The sequence below is a fragment of the Litchfieldella xinjiangensis genome (assembly GCF_000759345.1).
GTDB classification, from domain to species: Bacteria; Pseudomonadota; Gammaproteobacteria; order Pseudomonadales; family Halomonadaceae; genus Litchfieldella_A; species Litchfieldella_A xinjiangensis.
The window spans coordinates 289673-306553 of sequence record NZ_JPZL01000001.1 but is presented as its reverse complement, the minus strand read 5'-3'; the positions used below and the strand labels follow the sequence as shown (position 1 = coordinate 306553).

At 60.3% G+C, this 16881-nt stretch carries 11 protein-coding genes; 5 read left to right on the top strand and 6 right to left on the bottom strand.

Going from position 1 to position 16881, the window contains the following annotated elements; genetic code table 11:
• Window positions 1-103: 103 nt before the first annotated feature.
• Together ppsA and ggt are read left to right on the top strand one after the other, a co-directional pair.
• Window positions 104-2476, top strand: a complete 2373-nt coding sequence (gene ppsA, locus JH15_RS01430) for a phosphoenolpyruvate synthase (RefSeq protein ID WP_043526301.1) — start codon at window positions 104-106, stop codon at window positions 2474-2476.
• A gap of 137 nt (window positions 2477-2613) precedes the next feature.
• Window positions 2614-4440 carry a gamma-glutamyltransferase gene (gene ggt, locus JH15_RS01425; protein WP_043526298.1) on the top strand — a complete coding sequence of 609 codons (1827 nt, stop codon included), beginning with the start codon at window positions 2614-2616 and terminating at the stop codon, window positions 4438-4440.
• 16 nt (window positions 4441-4456) lie between these two features.
• Here the strand turns inward: ggt and JH15_RS01420 are convergent, their stop codons facing one another.
• The 4 genes from JH15_RS01420 to acnB form a co-directional block, all read right to left on the bottom strand.
• Window positions 4457-6331 (bottom strand): glycerophosphodiester phosphodiesterase family protein, encoded by a 1875-nt coding sequence (locus tag JH15_RS01420; RefSeq protein ID WP_043526296.1) that lies wholly within the window; start codon window positions 6329-6331, stop codon window positions 4457-4459.
• Between the two features lie 64 nt (window positions 6332-6395).
• On the bottom strand, window positions 6396-6887 hold the full coding sequence (gene rraA, locus JH15_RS01415) for a ribonuclease E activity regulator RraA (protein ID WP_043526294.1): 492 nt from the start codon (window positions 6885-6887) through the stop codon (window positions 6396-6398).
• A 90-nt stretch (window positions 6888-6977) separates the two neighbouring features.
• A complete protein-coding gene (locus JH15_RS01410) occupies window positions 6978-7580 on the bottom strand; it encodes a porin family protein (RefSeq protein WP_156105229.1) in 603 nt (200 codons plus the stop codon).
• Between the two features lie 298 nt (window positions 7581-7878).
• A complete protein-coding gene (acnB, locus tag JH15_RS01405) occupies window positions 7879-10482 on the bottom strand; it encodes a bifunctional aconitate hydratase 2/2-methylisocitrate dehydratase (RefSeq protein WP_043526291.1) in 2604 nt (867 codons plus the stop codon).
• A 252-nt stretch (window positions 10483-10734) separates the two neighbouring features.
• Between acnB and JH15_RS01400 the strand changes: the two genes are divergently transcribed.
• The 3 genes from JH15_RS01400 (at window position 10735) to JH15_RS01390 (ending at window position 15879) form a co-directional block, all read left to right on the top strand.
• A complete protein-coding gene (locus tag JH15_RS01400; RefSeq protein WP_043526288.1) occupies window positions 10735-11190 on the top strand; it encodes a DUF1289 domain-containing protein in 456 nt (151 codons plus the stop codon).
• Window positions 11191-11208: 18 nt separating this feature from the next.
• On the top strand, window positions 11209-11865 hold the full coding sequence (locus JH15_RS01395) for a MiaE family protein (protein ID WP_043526286.1): 657 nt from the start codon (window positions 11209-11211) through the stop codon (window positions 11863-11865).
• Window positions 11866-11985: 120 nt separating this feature from the next.
• A complete protein-coding gene (locus tag JH15_RS01390) occupies window positions 11986-15879 on the top strand; it encodes an ATP-binding protein (RefSeq protein ID WP_043526284.1) in 3894 nt (1297 codons plus the stop codon).
• Window position 15880: 1 nt separating this feature from the next.
• Here JH15_RS01390 and JH15_RS17690 read toward each other — a convergent pair whose 3' ends face one another.
• The gene (locus tag JH15_RS17690) at window positions 15881-16180 is read right to left on the bottom strand and encodes a YkgJ family cysteine cluster protein (protein ID WP_081948814.1); all 300 of its coding nucleotides are present in this window, start codon (window positions 16178-16180) and stop codon (window positions 15881-15883) included.
• Window positions 16170-16868 carry a 7-cyano-7-deazaguanine synthase QueC gene (gene queC / locus JH15_RS01380; protein WP_043526279.1) on the bottom strand — a complete coding sequence of 233 codons (699 nt, stop codon included), beginning with the start codon at window positions 16866-16868 and terminating at the stop codon, window positions 16170-16172. The genes JH15_RS17690 and queC overlap by 11 nt, the downstream gene beginning before the upstream one ends.
• Between the last annotated feature and the right edge of the window lie 13 nt (window positions 16869-16881).

The following is a 16881-nucleotide window of genomic DNA, read 5'->3' as shown; positions in this document are numbered from 1 at the left end:
GTTAGACGAATGGCGAATACGACTTTCGCCTGATAGGGTGACGAACATCAGCCAGCCGCGCTTCGCCTGGACGCGGATGCCAATAGCGAACAAGGGAGGTCTCGTGGAACCGTATATCCTGTGGTTCGATCAGCTCGGAATGAACGACGTCGAGCGCGTGGGTGGCAAGAACGCCTCGCTAGGCGAAATGATATCCAGCCTGGCCGATGCCGGGGTCAGCGTCCCGGGCGGGTTTGCCACCACCGCCCACGCCTATCGCGAATTCCTGGCGCACAAGGGCCTCAATGAGCGTATCAACGAGGCCTTGGCGAGACTCGACGTCGACGACGTCGGTGAACTCAGTCGAGTCGGCGCCGAGATCCGCCAATGGATCATCGACACCCCGCTACCGCCGAACTTCGAGGCCGAGCTGCGTGAAGCCTACGAGCAGCTGGCCAGCAAGCATCCCAACCTGAAGGCAGCGGTTCGCTCATCGGCCACGGCCGAGGATCTGCCGGATGCGTCGTTTGCAGGCCAGCAGGAAACCTTCCTGAACATCGAAGGCTTCGACAACATCAAGCGCGCCGTCCACGAGGTCTTCGCCTCGCTGTTCAACGACCGTGCCATCTCCTATCGCGTTCATCGCGGCTATCCCCACGAGAACGTGGCCCTATCCGCGGGCATCCAGAAAATGGTGCGCTCGGAAACCGGCGCGAGCGGCGTGATGTTCACGTTGGATACGGAGTCGGGCTACCGCGATGCCGTCTTCGTCACCGCCTCATGGGGCTTGGGCGAGACCGTGGTGCAAGGGGCCGTCAACCCTGACGAGTTCTACGTACACAAGCCGACCCTGGCCGCAGGGCGTCCCGCTATTCTGCGCCGCACGCTGGGTTCCAAGCTGATCAAGATGGTCTACGGCAGCGATGCCAGTGCCGGCAAGTCAGTCGAGACGGTAGACGTTCCGCTGGCTGACCGGGCACGTTTCTGTATCAACGACGCGCAGCTCGAATCCCTGGCGCAGCAGGCGGTCACCATCGAGAAGCACTACGGCCGTCCGATGGATATCGAGTGGGCGCTGGATGGCGATGATGACAAGCTCTACATCGTTCAGGCTCGTCCGGAAACGGTCGTCTCCAATCTCGAAGGCGGAAAGCTCGAGCGTTTCCACCTCAAGGAGAAGGGACGCACCCTGGTGAGTGGCCGTGCCATTGGCCAGCGCATTGGCAGTGGTGAGGTCAAGATCATCATGGCCCCCGAGGAGATGGACAAGGTCAACGCTGGCGACATTCTGGTGACCGACATGACCGATCCTGACTGGGAACCGGTCATGAAACGGGCCTCGGCCATCGTGACCAATCGCGGCGGGCGCACCTGTCATGCTGCGATCATCGCCCGCGAGTTGGGCATTCCGGCCGTGGTGGGTTGTACCGATGCCACCGAAGTCTTGCAGGACGGGCAGGAGGTCACCGTTTCCTGTGCCGAAGGCGATACCGGTAATGTCTACGAAGGCCTGCTCGATTTCGAATGCAAGACTACGAGCATCGATGCGATGCCCGAGATCCCCTTCAAGATCATGATGAACGTGGGTAACCCCGACCGCGCCTTCGGCTTCGCAGGGCTGCCTCATTCCGGGGTCGGCCTGGCGCGCCTGGAGTTCATCATCAATCGCATGATCGGTGTGCATCCCAAGGCATTGCTCGAATACGATCGCCTGCCGATCGACCTTCAGCAGACCATCGATCTGCGCACTGCGGGGTACAAGGATCCGGTGACCTTCTACGTCGACAAGCTGGTCGAAGGGATATCGACGCTGGCAGCGTCGTTCCATCCGCAGCGGGTCATCGTTCGTTTGTCGGATTTCAAGTCCAACGAATACGAGAACCTGCTGGGGGGCAAACTCTACGAGCCTGGTGAAGAGAACCCCATGCTGGGCTTCCGCGGTGCCTCGCGTTATATCTCCGAGAACTTCCAGGACTGTTTCCGTCTGGAGTGTCAGGCTCTGAAGCGGGTCCGTGACGAGATGGGGTTCGACAACGTCGAGATCATGGTGCCTTTCGTACGCACGCCGGGTGAAGCCAAGGCAGTTGTCGATCTGATGTCGGCGAACGGCCTGACTCGTGGCGAGAACGGCTTGAAGATCATCATGATGTGCGAGCTTCCCGCCAATGCGCTGCTGGCCGAGGAATTCCTGGAGTATTTCGACGGCTTCTCCATCGGTTCCAACGACCTGACGCAGCTGACCCTGGGGCTGGATCGCGACTCGGGCATCGTTTCGCATCTCTTTGACGAGCGAAATCCGGCCGTCAAGAAACTGCTTTCCATGGCGATTCAAGCCTGCAAGGCGCAAGGCAAATACGTCGGCATTTGCGGTCAGGGGCCGTCGGACTACCCCGACCTGGCCAAGTGGCTCATGGAACAGGGCATCGACTCGGTGTCGCTGAACCCCGATGCCGTACTTGAAACCTGGTTCATGCTGGCGGGCGAAACCATTTCCTGATCAGCGTTTAGCGCCACCAAAAGCACTCGACGATAACGTCGGGTGCTTTTTTTGTGTGTGTTTTACCCGTCTCGTTCCGCATTGCCTATGCTTAATGCGTGACAGTCATATGTAGTTAACACAAGGATCGTCCTGACATGCCGCACTCTCGCTCACTTCCCTTATCCTTCTTGAGGTCATCGCTGGTGACCGGCCTTGCCCTGGCGATGTCGGGGCCAACGATGGCAGAAGGGGGATTGGACTACTCGATGCCCGAAATGGCACCGGAGTCGGAAAGCGGCTATACGGAAAAGCCGGGCTGGGCCAGCGAGCGGTTTGCCGTGGCCACGGCCAATCCATTGGCGACCGATGCAGGGTATCAGGTACTCAAGGCCGGAGGGTCCGCGCTCGATGCGGCCATTGCCGTTCAGATGGTGCTGACCTTGGTCGAGCCCCAATCCAGTGGTATCGGAGGGGGGGCCTTTCTCATGCATTACGATGGTGAAGACGTCGCTGCCTATGATGGGCGGGAAATGGCTTCCCATGAGGCGAGTGAAACGCTCTTCCTCGATGATGAGGGAGAGCCCATGGAATTCTTGGATGCCGTCGTCAGTGGCCGTGGAGTCGGCGTGCCCGGTGTCGTGCGTATGCTCGAGAGTGCCCATGATGCCTATGGACAGTTGCCTTGGGCTGAGCTCTTCGAGCCGGCCATCACGTTGGCCGAAGAAGGCTTTCCGGTCAGTGAGCGTCTCAACCGGCTGCTTGCCGAAGAGGAGCATCTCGCTTCCGACCCCCTTGCAGCGCGCTATTTCTATAATGAGGGAGAGCCCGTCGCTGTTGGCGACACGCTGAAGAACCCCGCCCTGGCGGCCATCTTGCGAAAGATTGCCGAGGGCGGAAGCAAGGCCATGCACACCGGCGACATTGCCCGGGATCTCATTTCCCGGGTCCAGGAGCGCACCCAGCACGACGGGGTCATCTCCATAGAGGACATGGCGGCGTATGCGGCCAAGGAGCGCCAGCCCTTGTGCACCGAATGGCGCGAGTGGGAAGTCTGTGGTTTTCCACCTCCTTCTTCTGGCCATCTGACCGTTATGCAGATCTTGGGTATACAGGAGCAATTGGACGAGGTTGAGGAACCCCTTGTCGATGGCACCCCCTCACAGGACTGGCTACATGGGTTCCTGGAGGCCTCTCGTCTGGCCTTCGCCGACCGAGGCAAGTTCATTGCCGACCCCGACTTCGTCGATGCGCCAGGTGGCGATTGGACCAATATGCTGGACCCGCTTTACCTTTCGGGACGCGCGTCCTTGATCGAAGAGCAGAGCATGGGCAGCGGCGGGGCCGAGCCAGGCAATCCCGGCAGCATGAGCATGGCGTGGGGGATACATCCTCAGCAGCCCGAATACGGAACCAGTCACATCAGCATCATCGACGAGTCGGGCAACGCCGTCGCCATGACCACCTCGATCGAACAGGCCTTCGGGTCACGGATCATGGCGGATGGAGGCACTGGCCAGTCGGGGGGCTATATGCTCAACAATGAATTGACCGACTTTTCCTTTACCGGCGAAGACGAGAACGGGCAACCGATAGCCAATCGTGTCGAGCCTGGAAAACGGCCTCGTTCAAGCATGAGTCCGACCCTGGTCTTCGATCTGGAAAGTGGTGATCTGGTGGCCAGTCTCGGTTCCCCCGGTGGGGCGGCGATCATTCATTATACGGCCAAGGCCCTGGTTGCCATCTTCGACTGGGGGCTCGATGCCCAGGAGGCGCTGGACGTACCCCACGCCGTGACCCTGGGCGGGCCGGTCTGGCTCGAGGAGGGACGCTTCCCCGAGGAAACGCTCCAGGGACTGCGCGAGCGGGGGCATGAAGTCAGTGAACAGGAGCTGACCAGTGGCCTGCAGGCCATACGCAAGACCGACTCCGGTTACTTCGGGGGAGCCGATCCTCGCCGGGAAGGTACGGTCATGGGTGATTGAGCCAGACGATTCACGTTCAGCTGCGCAACCAGTTGCGCAGCTTGACGAGTAACAGGGCACCGTCACTCAGCTCGCGACGGTCGGCCAGCAATTCTGCAAGCAGGTCGGGTCGATCGGTAATGATGTTATCGACGCCAAGATCGATCAGTTGTGACATCCGGGCCCGATCGTTGACCGTCCAGGCATGAAGCTCATAGCCATAGCGTCGCGCCGTCTTCATTTCTGTCTCGGTAATCCGGTTGTGCCGCAGTCCCAGGGCATCGAAGCTGGTGCGATCGAGCGTACCCGGCAATACGAACTGAGCTAGCAGGGTGGTGCTGACCTGGGGCTCACGCGCCTTGATCTCCCGCACAATCGAGGGTGACATGGTGGCCAGGATGACGTCGTCCAGTACGTCGGCATCGCCGCAGGAATTGCTATTGGACGGCGAGCGTCGGCACGCCTCACGCGCTTGGTTTTCTCGATGCAGGGTCGCAATAACGGCATCGACCAGTTCCAGCTCCCTACCGGGATCGGGCTTGATGTCGATCATCAACGAACCCGCATCGCGGGTGACCGCAAGCGCCTCCTGCAGTGTTGGAATACGCTCGTCGATAAAGGCATCCCCGAACCAGCTTCCCACGTCGACATTGGTCAGTACTTCCAGCGGTAAGTCCTGCAGGTTTCGCTCATCCCCCGCCAGGCGTTGGAGACTGCGATCGTGAAACAGCACCACGTGATCATCGGCGGTCAAGCGCGCATCGATCTCCACGTGATCGGCCCCATGGGCTATCGCAAGCTCGATGGCGGCAAGCGTATTTTCCGGGGCGTCCATCGAACTGCCGCGATGGGCGGTAATACGTACCTCATCGCGTAGTTCGAAGCTATTGACGATGAACCAGGCCTGGCTGATCGCAAACAGCACGACGGCGATCTCCAACGCCCACGCCAGCCTTCCGGGCTTTGCATTACCCGGCGGGGAGGGGGGGCGAGGCTCGCTATGGGCTAACCGCAGGTATAAGCACGCTGAAAGAAGACTATTGAGGGCGATGCCTAGAAACGTGATGGCGAGCGTCACCAGAACGTAGAGCGTTAGGTATCCCAGCATGGCGGGAATCAGTACCGCATTGCGCTCAGGGAGCCACCATAGCAGCGGTGTACCCAAGGTATCGAAGAGTGCCGTTACCAGGATGGGCAGTGCGAGGATCAATACCAATACAGCGATGACGGCCAAGGCTATGTGACGCCTGCGCCCGCGCGTCAGCTGCTGACTACGCACCAGAGCCGCACGTGGCGACACCGTCTCCAGCAACAACACCGGCAATGCCAGCACCCAGCGGAAATAAAGGGTCGCAGCGAGCGACACCCATATGACGATGACAGGCAGGCTGACGGCCAGGAATAGCCAAAGCGCCGGTGGCCGGACGCGTTGTACGTAGTAAGGGTCGAGTCCACCCAGAAACAGCGAATAGAGCCAGCCCACGGTCAGTACCAGAGGGACCAGCAATAGCAGATGGGTTCCGACCTGGATGACGACCAGCCCGGCGAGCCCCGGCAGCCTGCGCAAGGCACCCCATAACGCCTCCGCTGCAAGCCGGATATGGTTGTCGCGTGGCCGGATCGCCACCAGGATCATTCCGGCCTGCTGGAGATACAGGATCAGGAACGAAAACCCCACGGCGGCCATCAGCCATAAGAAGCCCGCCGGCGATATCATGATATCGAGCAGCTCGCTGTTGCTGATGACGGGACGGCCAAATTGGTTCAGCAAGCTGGTCAGGGTCCAGGCCACGGCGGGTAGCAGTACAGCCGTGGCCAGAAGGGTAAAGAACAGATGGTAGGCCAGCAATGGACGGAAATGATCACGTAGTGAGCGGCTGGTATCGCTGGCCAACTGTGAGATGTGGAGCATGTCAGGCCAAATAAGATTGATAGAACAAGGATCTTAGCCTCGCATCACATCAACGGCTTGGCAATCAGATATCCTCCAGCGGGAGACGCTCCTGGCTGATGACAATGCCGTTATTGTCCGCGTAGAGCCACTGTCCGGGTGTCATCGTCACCCCTGCAAACGTCACGGCGATATCGCGCAGCCCTTCGCCACGTTTCTCACTCTTGCGAGGATGGGTACCGAGCGCCTGCACCCCGAGCTCGGTCTCGGCAAGTACATCGACATCCCGCACACAGCCATACATGACGACCCCAGCCCAGCCATTGTCGGCGGCTTGTTCGGCGAGCATGTCGCCCAGCATGGCGCAGCGTGAGGAGCCGCCTGCATCGACGACCAGAACGGCCCCTTCACCCGGTTCGGCCACCGCTTCCTTGACCTTCGAATTGTCTTCGAAGCATTTGACGGTGCGAATCGGCCCACAAAACGCATCTCGGCCCCCGAAATTGGCGAAGATGGGGTCGAGTACGTCAACATGGGGATGAGCGTCGCAGATATCCGGTGTCACGATATGGCTCATCGAACTCTCCTTGTTAAAAAGTGGGAGTACGAATCATGCCATAGCGACGCTATCCAGCCATCGTCCGTTGGTAGGGTGACGGAAGGGTGCCTAGAATCGCCAGCCCACCGAGGCCGAGAACGAATCGATCTTATAGTCACTATCGAAGTCGTAGCGCTCGTATTCGGCACGCACCAGGAAGGGGGCGAAATTCAATTGTGCACCAAGCCCGTAGACGGGGTCGGTGCCGTCGTTGTCCCTGAGATCGACACGAGCGTCGCCCAGGTTGCCATCGACCTCGGTCTCCCACTGCGCCATACCGGCCTTGGCGAACGCCGTGAACCACTGGGTGATGGGAAGCTGACCGACCACGCTAATGCCATAGGCATTGGATTTCAGCTCGGTATTGGCGATGTCGTTGCCCTCCAGGCGTGTCTTGCCCAGATCGGCATAAAACACTTCGCTGGAGAAGTAGGGATTGAACTGATAGCCGACAAAGCCTTTCCAGCTATTGCCTTCATCGTCAATCTCATAATTGCGCCCACCGCTTTCGATGAAGTTGTCGACGTCTTCCCGGTCGTTCTCCAGTGAACTGAACCCGGTACCGACTCCGAGATAGGGCCCCGCGTCCTGGCCGGGAGCGGCCATGGCATATCCGCTGCCTGCCAATATCGAGGTTGAAGCCAGTGTAATGAGGGCGTTTTTGATCGTCATGATTCTCTCCATGAACATGTGCTGAGCATCTGCGCCTCGTGTGGACGCTTGTCGTGAATCAAGGCTGGTGATGTGCACCAGCAGGCCAAGCTCCGTGTGACCGTACTAGGAATTTAGAGCGCTATCGGAATCCGCTCAATAGCCTGCATGTAAAGAAACGTACCGCAGCGTCGCCGCTTTTAGACAGTAAAAAAAGCGCCCCGCACGGGGCGGGGCGCTTCGGTCATCGACGATGGCTATCGAGGTGCATAGCCATTGATGTTGCGAGCATCGGCGACGATGGTGCTGATCCGGCGTCTCAGGCTTCCTGAGCCAGCGGAATCACGTTCGAGGCAGCGTTCTGGTACTCCTCGATTTCATGGAAGTTCATGTAGCGATAGATTTCACCTGCCATCGCATCGAACTGTCCCATGTAGCCTTGGTATTCTTCCACACTCGGCAGGCGTCCTTCCACTGCTGCAACCGCAGCGAGTTCTGCCGAGGCCAGGTAGACATTGGCCCCATCGCCCAGGCGGTTGGGGAAGTTACGGGTCGAGGTGGAAACCACGGTGGACTTGGCAGCGACACGGGCCTGATTGCCCATGCACAGCGAGCACCCCGGCATTTCCATGCGCGCCCCGGCACGACCGTAGATGCCATAATAGCCTTCTTCGGTGAGCTGGTGCTGGTCCATCTTGGTCGGAGGCGCCAGCCACAGGCGCGTCTTCAGGCTACCGGCCGGCTGCTTCTCAAGCAGCTTGCCTGCGGCACGGAAGTGGCCAATGTTGGTCATGCACGAGCCGATGAAGACTTCGTCGATCTTCTCGCCAGCGACGTCGGACAGCAGTCGGGCATCGTCGGGATCGTTCGGCGCGCAGAGAATCGGCTCCTTGATCTCGTCGAGATCGATCTCGAGTATCTCGGCGTACTCGGCGTCAGCATCGGCCCGCATCAGGCTGGGGTTGGCCAGCCAGGCCTGCATGGCTTCGATACGGCGGCTGATGGTGCGCTCGTCGCCGTAGCCGTTGTCGATCATCCACTTGAGCAGTGTGATGTTGGACTTGAGGTACTCGCTGACGCTCTCTTCAGACAGGGTAATGGTACAACCGGCGGCAGAGCGCTCGGCGGAGGCATCGGAGAGTTCGAACGCTTGCTCTACAGTCAGCTCTTCGAGTCCTTCGATTTCCAGCACTCGGCCCGAGAAGGCATTCTTCTTGCCGGATTTCTCGACGGTCAGAAGACCTTGCTTGATACCGTAATAGGGGATGGCGTGCACCAGGTCACGCAGGGTGACGCCAGGCTGGCGCTTGCCTTTGAAGCGCACCAGGATGGATTCCGGCATGTCCAGCGGCATGACACCCGTGGCCGCTGCGAAGGCCACCAGACCCGAACCGGCCGGGAAAGAAATGCCCATCGGGAAGCGGGTGTGCGAGTCGCCACCGGTACCGACGGTATCCGGCAGCAGCATACGATTCAGCCACGAGTGGATGATCCCATCGCCCGGACGCAGCGAGACTCCGCCCCGGTTCATGATGAAGTCCGGCAGGGTGTGATGGGTTTCCACATCGACCGGCTTCGGATAAGCGCTGGTGTGACAGAATGACTGCATGACCAGGTCGGCCTGGAAGCCGAGGCAGGCCAGGTCCTTGAGCTCGTCGCGGGTCATCGGTCCGGTAGTGTCCTGGGAACCGACGGTCGTCATCTTCGGCTCGCAGTACATGCCGGGACGGACCCCATCCATGCCGCAGGCTTTGCCGACCATCTTCTGCGCCAGGGTAAAGCCCTTGCCAGTGTCGACCGGCTGTTCGGGCGTCTTGAATACATCAGACGGGCTCAGACCAAGCGCCTTGCGGGCCTTGTCGGTCAATCCCCGGCCAATGATCAACGGGATGCGACCGCCGGCACGAACTTCGTCGAGAATAACGCGGGTCTTCAATTCGAACGTGGTCAGGACTTCGTCGGTCCCGTGCTTGCAAACCTTGCCTTCATAGGGATAGACGTCGATCACATCGCCCATGTCGAGCTTTGAGACGTCCATTTCCACGGGCAGGGCGCCAGCATCTTCCATGGTGTTGAAGAAGATCGGGGCGATCTTGCCACCGAAGCAATAACCGCCGGCGCGCTTATTGGGAACGTAGGGGATGTCGTCGCCGAAGAACCAAAGGACCGAGTTGGTCGCAGACTTACGCGATGAACCGGTACCCACTACATCGCCGACGTAAGCGACGGGGAAGCCCTTGGCCTTGACTTCATCGATCTGCGTCAGCGGTCCCTTGGTGCCGGGAACTTCCGGCTTGATGCCTTCGCGCTCGTTCTTGAGCATGGCGTTGGCGTGCAGCGGGATATCGGGGCGCGACCAGGCGTCCGGTGCCGGCGAGAGGTCGTCGGTATTGGTTTCGCCAGGCACCTTGAATACGCTCAGGGTGATCTTGTCGTCGAGCTTGGGCTTGGCCAGGAACCATTCCGCCTCGGCCCATGACCGCACGACATCCTTGGATACTGCATTACCCGCCTTGGCGCGATCGTCGACATCGTGGAAGGCATCGAACATCAGCAGCGTGTGCTTGAGCTGCTCACCGGCCTCCTTGGCCAGCTCGCTGTCGTCCAGCAACTCGACCAGCGTGGCGATGTTATAGCCGCCCTGCATGGTACCGAGAAGCTTGACGGCATGGATCTTGTCGATCAGGGGAGATTGCGCTTCGCCCTTGGTGATGGCGGTCAGGAAGCCGGCCTTCACATAGGCAGCCTCGTCGACACCGGGGGGAACACGATCGGTGATCAACTCAAGCAGGAAATTCTCCTCGCCGGCGGGCGGGGTCTTGAGCAGTTCGATCAGTTGTGCCACCTGTTCGGCGTTCAACGGCTTGGGTGGCACGCCTTCGGCAGCGCGTTCCTCGACATGTTGGCGATAAGCTTCAAGCACTATAGGGCCCTCATCAAGTATCTGATCCGAAGCGTGGGGTAGGTGTCGTGTCGGCTGGGAAGCCCGACAATCCACTGGGTGGGAGTGCGCTTCGGGACTGGCAAACCGTGTGACTCGGTGCGGCGAAGTCTACGGGAAACTGTCGACAATGTTAAGCGAGTCGTTGTCGACAATCCTTGAACTTTGGTCGGCGATGCTGGATGCCCTGGCCTGCGAGTCGCGATAAGATGAGCCCGGAACGAGAGGAGGCGCATGAATCAACGAATTGTTTCGCCCTGTGTGGGGCTATGTTCGACAACGGTCGGCGACTGCGTCTGCCGCGGTTGCCAGCGTCACGACGACGAGATCCGCGACTGGTTCGGTCTGCCCGCTGACGAGCGGGCTCAGCGTATGAACGACATCGATGCGATGCGGGAATCGGTGGCCAGCCGTTTTCTCCGTGTGATCGATCCGCAGCGGCTCGAGGCCCAGATGCGTCGGCACGGCATTCGCTTTCGCACCGACCAGCCCGCCTTGTCGCGTGTGGTCGAGCTGTTGCGGGTGGGGCGTCATCGCATCGGTGACCTGTCGCAGTATGGTGTCGAGCCGATTGATGATGAAACTTGGCTCGCGCCCGGCGAACTGCACGAGCGATTGGCCCACGCACTGCTGGAAGCGGGGCATGCCAGGCGTGATCGAGATAGGCGTAGCCAAACAAGTACCGAGTGACGAGTGAACGGGAATACGATGCAAGAAACGATAGATGAGTCGAGAGATACGCTAGACGAGTTGCTACCGCCTGACCTGCTGGCGTTCCTGCGCTGCCCCACGCCCCAGGAATGGGTCGATGCGGCGCTCGAACAGCAGGAGATATTGCTCATCGATCACGCCCAGTGCGAAAAGAAGGCGGCCTCCACGGCGATGAGCCTGATGTACCGGTACGTGGACCGTCCACTGCTGTTGACCAAGATGTCGCAGTTGGCGCGTGAAGAACTCTTGCACTTCGAGCAGGTCGTGAAGGTCATGGAGTCGCGAGACGTGGTGTATCGCCACCTGAGCGCTTCACGCTACGCCGAGGGCATGCGGCGTCACGTCAGGACTGAAGATCCTGGGCGTTTGGTCGATATCCTGATTGTCGGCGCGTTTATCGAGGCACGCTCATGCGAACGTTTCGCACGGCTGATCCCCCACCTCGACGCCGAGCTTGCCAAGTTCTATCGCACTCTGGTTAAGTCGGAAGGACGCCATTACGAGGATTACCTGATGCTGGCTCATCATTACGCCGAAGAGAGCAGCGCACAGGTAGAGGAACGAATAAATCGATTTGCCGAATGTGAGAGGGATCTGATCCTCGCGGCCGATGATACGTTCCGTTTCCATAGTGGCGTGCCCCGGGTGGCTTGACGGACAAGGATGGTTCGGCGGTTGCGGTGAGGCTCATTGCCGTGATCGTCCAGGTAGCAGACCGGCTCATGGCAGAGGCAAGCGAAATCATCGCCAACAAGATAACGCAGGAACCATACGATGAGGGACCCGTCTGTCAACGACCAGTTATCGCTGTTCGGCCATTTCTCGCTGAACCTTGGCGAAGATAGCCTGACACAATTCAGCTACGACAAGGTCAAGGCGTTACTGGTCTACCTGCTGCTCCATGAGCAACCGGTCAATCGTGCCACGCTCGCCGAGTTGCTGTGGCCGGATCAGGGCTTGTCCTCGGGGCGAACCAACCTGCGTCATGCGTTGCACTGCTTGCGTCAATCGCTGGGAGAAGAGGCCGACCAGGTGTTGGTCGTCACACGGCAGACCATCGCCTTCCGGTTACCCGATACCTGGCATTTCGACCTTCATGAGCTTCAGTCCTGGCTGGCTGCGCCGGCCGACATCGACACCCTGAATACGATCCTTGAGCGTTACCGAGGCGATCTCGTCGAGGAACTGCAACTTTCTTCGTGCGCCGAGTTCCAGCGCTGGCTGCTGAAAGTGCGAAGTGAATGGCGACAGCGTGTCATTGCGTTTGCCGAAGCGGTCCTGCAGAAACATGAAGAGATCCCCGACGGTTTGCTACGTACCTTGGTAAGCCGCTTCTCGGGGTACGGCCCTTTCCATGAGCGCCTGGTGCGCCAACTTGCCGAGCAGGGCCAGTCGGCGGCGGCACACGAACAGTACAACGCCTACTTGCAGCTCTTAGCGCTCTCGGGGCAGCAGCCTGAGCCGGGCTTCCTTCAGCTGGCTCGCTACTGGTCGGATGGCAAGCCCGATCTCCAGGGGCTTTCGCCTCAAGGTGCGTTTTCTCGCGCCGTGTCCATGGATAGCGCTCCGCTGAGCGAAGATGAGATCGAGCAGCGTCAGCTGTCGGTGATGGCCATACGCTTGCGTACTCAGGGCGAGTGGCAGGATCGTGCGGAAACGCGGGCTTGCCTGACCCTGCAATTCGAGCTGATTCGCTGGTTGGAGCAGCAATGCCACCATCTTGGTGGATTCTGGCTGCCAGGAGCCACCGGGGGGCTGGGCCTGGCATGTTTCGGTACCCATGGACCCGCGCATCAACTCGCCGAACTGGTTGCGTTGTATGAGCACTGTCGGCGGGCGCTGCCCGAAGAGTGTCTGAGGCATTGGAGCGGTGAAGGCGAACCCCCGCATTTCGATCTGGCTGCAGGGCTCAATAGCGGTCGTGTGGTCTACCTCCCCGAGCGCCAACTGGTCGATCCCTTGGGGCAAGTGACGCAGGGTGCCCTGGATTTGATGAGCGCCGCCGAGGGCAGTGAGCTGGTGATTTCCCATGAGGCCAGCCAGCACATGCCGCCAGCGCTCGACCTACAGCCGCGGCTATCATCGCGATTGGTAGCGAGCGATGGACGCGTACGTCTGCGGGCCCTGGTCCTGGGGACCAACGAAGGCGGGCGTGAGGCGGTACCCCCGAGCCTGGTAGGGCGGGAACCGGCATTGCGCAAGCTTCGCGATGCACTGGCCAGGGCCAGTATTGGCCTGCGTCAGAGTGTGCTCGTGCGAGGCGCCTCGGGAATGGGCAAGTCGGCGCTGTTGGTCGGGTTCCGCCAGCTCGAACAGAGCCGGGACGCGGCCATTTGCTGGCAGCCCACAACGCGTCTTTCGGCGCAACTTCCCTATGGTGTAGCGCGCACCCTGTTGCGTTGGCATCTGGGTGAGGATATCGATAGTGGTCGCCTCGAGCAGTTGCTAAACGACTATCCTTGCCTATCCATGGATAGTGCGCGGCGCCAATTGCTGGAGGAAGCGCTTGGCGTTCGCGAGCCGGAAGAGATCGCAGAGCTGACGCAAAGCGGTGAAGCCGTCGAGATGGTCGTCAAGCTGCTCCATGCCGTGATCGAATCGTTGACCGCCACTCGTGCTCTGGTCTTGATCATCGACGACCTCCAATGGCTCGACGAACCGTCCTTCAAGGTGCTGTCCGGGCTCCAGGCGCGTCTGCCCATCAACTCGCCGCTGTTGCTGGTCGCCAGTCATCATGGGCGCGAATCCCTGCCAACCAAACTTCACTGGGACCAGCAGATCACCCTGGGACGCCTGGATAGTGCACAGTCTTCGCGATTACTGACACAACTTGCCAGACGCTATCGCTTGCACCTCACGCCCCGGCTGCGTAGCCAGCTCATCGAGCGCTGCGATGGGGTGCCTCTTTACTTGCATGAGATATGTCGGCGTCTCGACATGGACCGTCGCGAAGGCCGCAACGTGAAGGTGGACGAGTTGCCGCGGGGTCTTCTCGGATTATTGGCGAGCCGCATCGATCAGTTGGATGGCGATCGTGAAGTGGCCCACGTCGCTGCCGTGCTGGGACGCCAGTTTCGTCTGGACTTCCTGGCTGAGTGCAGCGGCTGGGAAAACGGGCGCCTCAAGCAGGCGCTGGACCAAATGTGTCGGCTGGAAATCATCGAAGCCTGCACGGGCGATAGCGGTTGCGACTACCAGTTCAGCCATCAGTTGCTTCAGGAAGCCGCCTATCTCTCCTGTCCTCGGGATGTACGCGTCCGGATACACCGGCAGGTCGTCAGCCTCATCGAAGAGCGGTTTCCGATGTGGATCAGCCGTCACCCCGGCGACTTCGCAACGCATCTGCGTCGCAGTGGCCATTATGCCCGCGGGGCGCGATATTTCGAGCTGGCAGCGCGTGAGGCGCTGAAAGTGTGTGCGAATCGTACCGCACTGCGCATGTCGGATTTCGGCTTGGCCAGCCTGCGCCATGTCGAGGGGCAGATTGAGCGTGAGATCAGCTTGTTGACCGTACGCGGCCAGGCTGCGTTCGCCCTGGAGGGCCATGGCTCGCCGACGGCGCATGAAAGCTTCGTGCGTGCATGGGAGCTGCTTGATTGCGAGGGCAGCGACAATGACGAAGAAGCCGATCTCGAACAGCGGTTCCTCGTCAAATGGGGGCTGTGGGTCGGCTGCAGCCAACGCCATGCTCATGCAGATGCCTTTTCCCTGGCTTCGAAACTCGCCGATCTGGCATCGCATCTCGACGATCCGCGCTATCGCCGCCTGGCCGATTATGCCCGGGCCAGTTGCGAGTACTGGGCGGGGCGTATCCGCCAAGCCCATGAACATCTCGAGGAGATCGATCCTCTCAACCAACCCATGTTGATCGAATGGCTGCCATTCTCCGATCATCCTCAGGTCGCCGCTGCGTGCTTTCAGGGTTGGGCGCTATGCCTGCGTGGCGACTACGCCGGGGCCCAGCGTCAGGCGGAGGCCGCGATTCGCCTTGCAGAACGCTTCAACCACCCGGGGTCGCTGGCCATGGCATTGCTGTTCGCCGCGGCCCTGTATCGCCAGTTGGGCCATGTGCACCAGGCGGGCAGCCTGGCGCAACGGGCCGTCGACATGACGGGGACACCCGACCTGCATCTCTGGCATTTGTCGGCTCAGGGAGTGCTCGCCTGGCAGAGAGCCCTGTCTGGCGATCGCGAGGGACTGAAGTTGCTCGAGGCTGCCATGGAAGAAACCGATGAGCTGACCGGCCGCGACCGCTATCAGCGACCGGTATTATGGTATCCGGATGCCTGCATGGTGCTCGGTGAATTCGAGCGTGCCGACCATTACCTCGATCAATGCTTATTGGTCGCCCAGGAGCGTGGCTCGCTGTATCTACCCGAACTCGCCTTGCAACTGGCGCGGGTACGCCATCGCCTGGGGCACCCCAAGGAGAGCATCCACCAGCTTACCGAGCAGGCCATGAACCAGGCCAGGGAGCATGAGAACCTGCATCTGCTCCTGCAGGCCTTCGAGGTATGGCTGACCCTAATCGAGCCTGATGACGATGACGCTCGTGCTGCATTTCGCCAATTGCTGGGTGAGGTGACACATAGTGACGCGCCCATCCTGGCGCGCTGGCGCGCGCTGCTGGATTATCGCCTGGTTCGGCGCGAAGGGGTGGAGTCCTGACTTAGGTCAGACGCTCCAGCTCCGAGATATTGCTCAGGGCCGCATGACGGTCCTCTCCGCATAGTTCTCGGTCGAATGAGAAGCGTCGGCAGACCTCGGGGCGACGCGGATCGCCGAAGAGTCGACACAGGTTATCGTCATCGAGCTGGACGCAGCGAACCCCGGACGGTTTGCCCCCTGGCATGCCGGGAATCGGTGAGCTGATGGATGGCGCAATGCAGCACGCGCCGCAGCCAGGGCGGCAATCTTCTCCCTCGGGTGGCCGTGAGCTGGTCGCGATAAGCGTCACGTCACCTGCCATGGGCAGGCTCCCGGTACGGTAGGGGATCGGCGATACCATGGGCGGCGAAAGCGGCCAGTCGTTCCTTGCAACTCCCACACTGCCCGCAGGCCAGGGGCTCGCCGAGATAACAAGTCCAAGTGTCACTGTAATCAAGTCCCAGGCTGAGACCATCGCCCAGGATGGCCCGCTTGTCTGCATGCAAATAGGGGGCGCATATGTCGACAGGCTCGAAATTCGCAACGGCGGCGACGGCATTCATTCTGTCGACGAATTCGGGGCGACAGTCAGGGTAAAGGATGTGATCGCCACCATGCGCACCGTAGAACACCTTTTTGGCCCCGATATTCACTGCATGGGCAATGGCCAGCGACAATAGGATCATGTTGCGATTGGGGACGACTGTCGCGGAAAGGTTATCGCCGTCATAGTCGCCTTCGGGAATGGGACGCGAGGTATCGGTCAGGGCTGAGTGATCGATCAATTCGTGAATGGCGCGAATATCGATGATGCGATGCTCGATATCCAGCTGCCGACACACGCGCGCAGCAACCTCGAGCTCTCTTGCATGCCGTTGTCCGTAATCGAACGAGAGCGCGTGGAGGGCATATCCTTCATGCCGCGCACGATGCAATACCGTGAAGGAATCCATGCCGCCGGAATAGATGACGACGGCAGGGGTGGCCACAGGCGAAACTGAGGGAGTCATGAGGGGGTCCTGG

Excerpts from the sequence above, each read along its gene's own strand:
- ggt (WP_043526298.1), top strand. The coding sequence starts at position 2,614 with ATGCCGCACTCTCGCTCACTTCCCTTATCCTTCTTGAGGTCATCGCTG.
- JH15_RS01420 (WP_043526296.1), bottom strand. The coding sequence starts at position 6,331 with ATGCTCCACATCTCACAGTTGGCCAGCGATACCAGCCGCTCACTACGT.
- rraA (WP_043526294.1), bottom strand. The coding sequence starts at position 6,887 with ATGAGCCATATCGTGACACCGGATATCTGCGACGCTCATCCCCATGTT.
- JH15_RS01410 (WP_156105229.1), bottom strand. The coding sequence starts at position 7,580 with ATGACGATCAAAAACGCCCTCATTACACTGGCTTCAACCTCGATATTG.
- JH15_RS01400 (WP_043526288.1), top strand. The coding sequence starts at position 10,735 with ATGAATCAACGAATTGTTTCGCCCTGTGTGGGGCTATGTTCGACAACG.
- JH15_RS01395 (WP_043526286.1), top strand. The coding sequence starts at position 11,209 with ATGCAAGAAACGATAGATGAGTCGAGAGATACGCTAGACGAGTTGCTA.
- JH15_RS01390 (WP_043526284.1), top strand. The coding sequence starts at position 11,986 with ATGAGGGACCCGTCTGTCAACGACCAGTTATCGCTGTTCGGCCATTTC.
- JH15_RS17690 (WP_081948814.1), bottom strand. The coding sequence starts at position 16,180 with ATGGCAGGTGACGTGACGCTTATCGCGACCAGCTCACGGCCACCCGAG.
- queC (WP_043526279.1), bottom strand. The coding sequence starts at position 16,868 with ATGACTCCCTCAGTTTCGCCTGTGGCCACCCCTGCCGTCGTCATCTAT.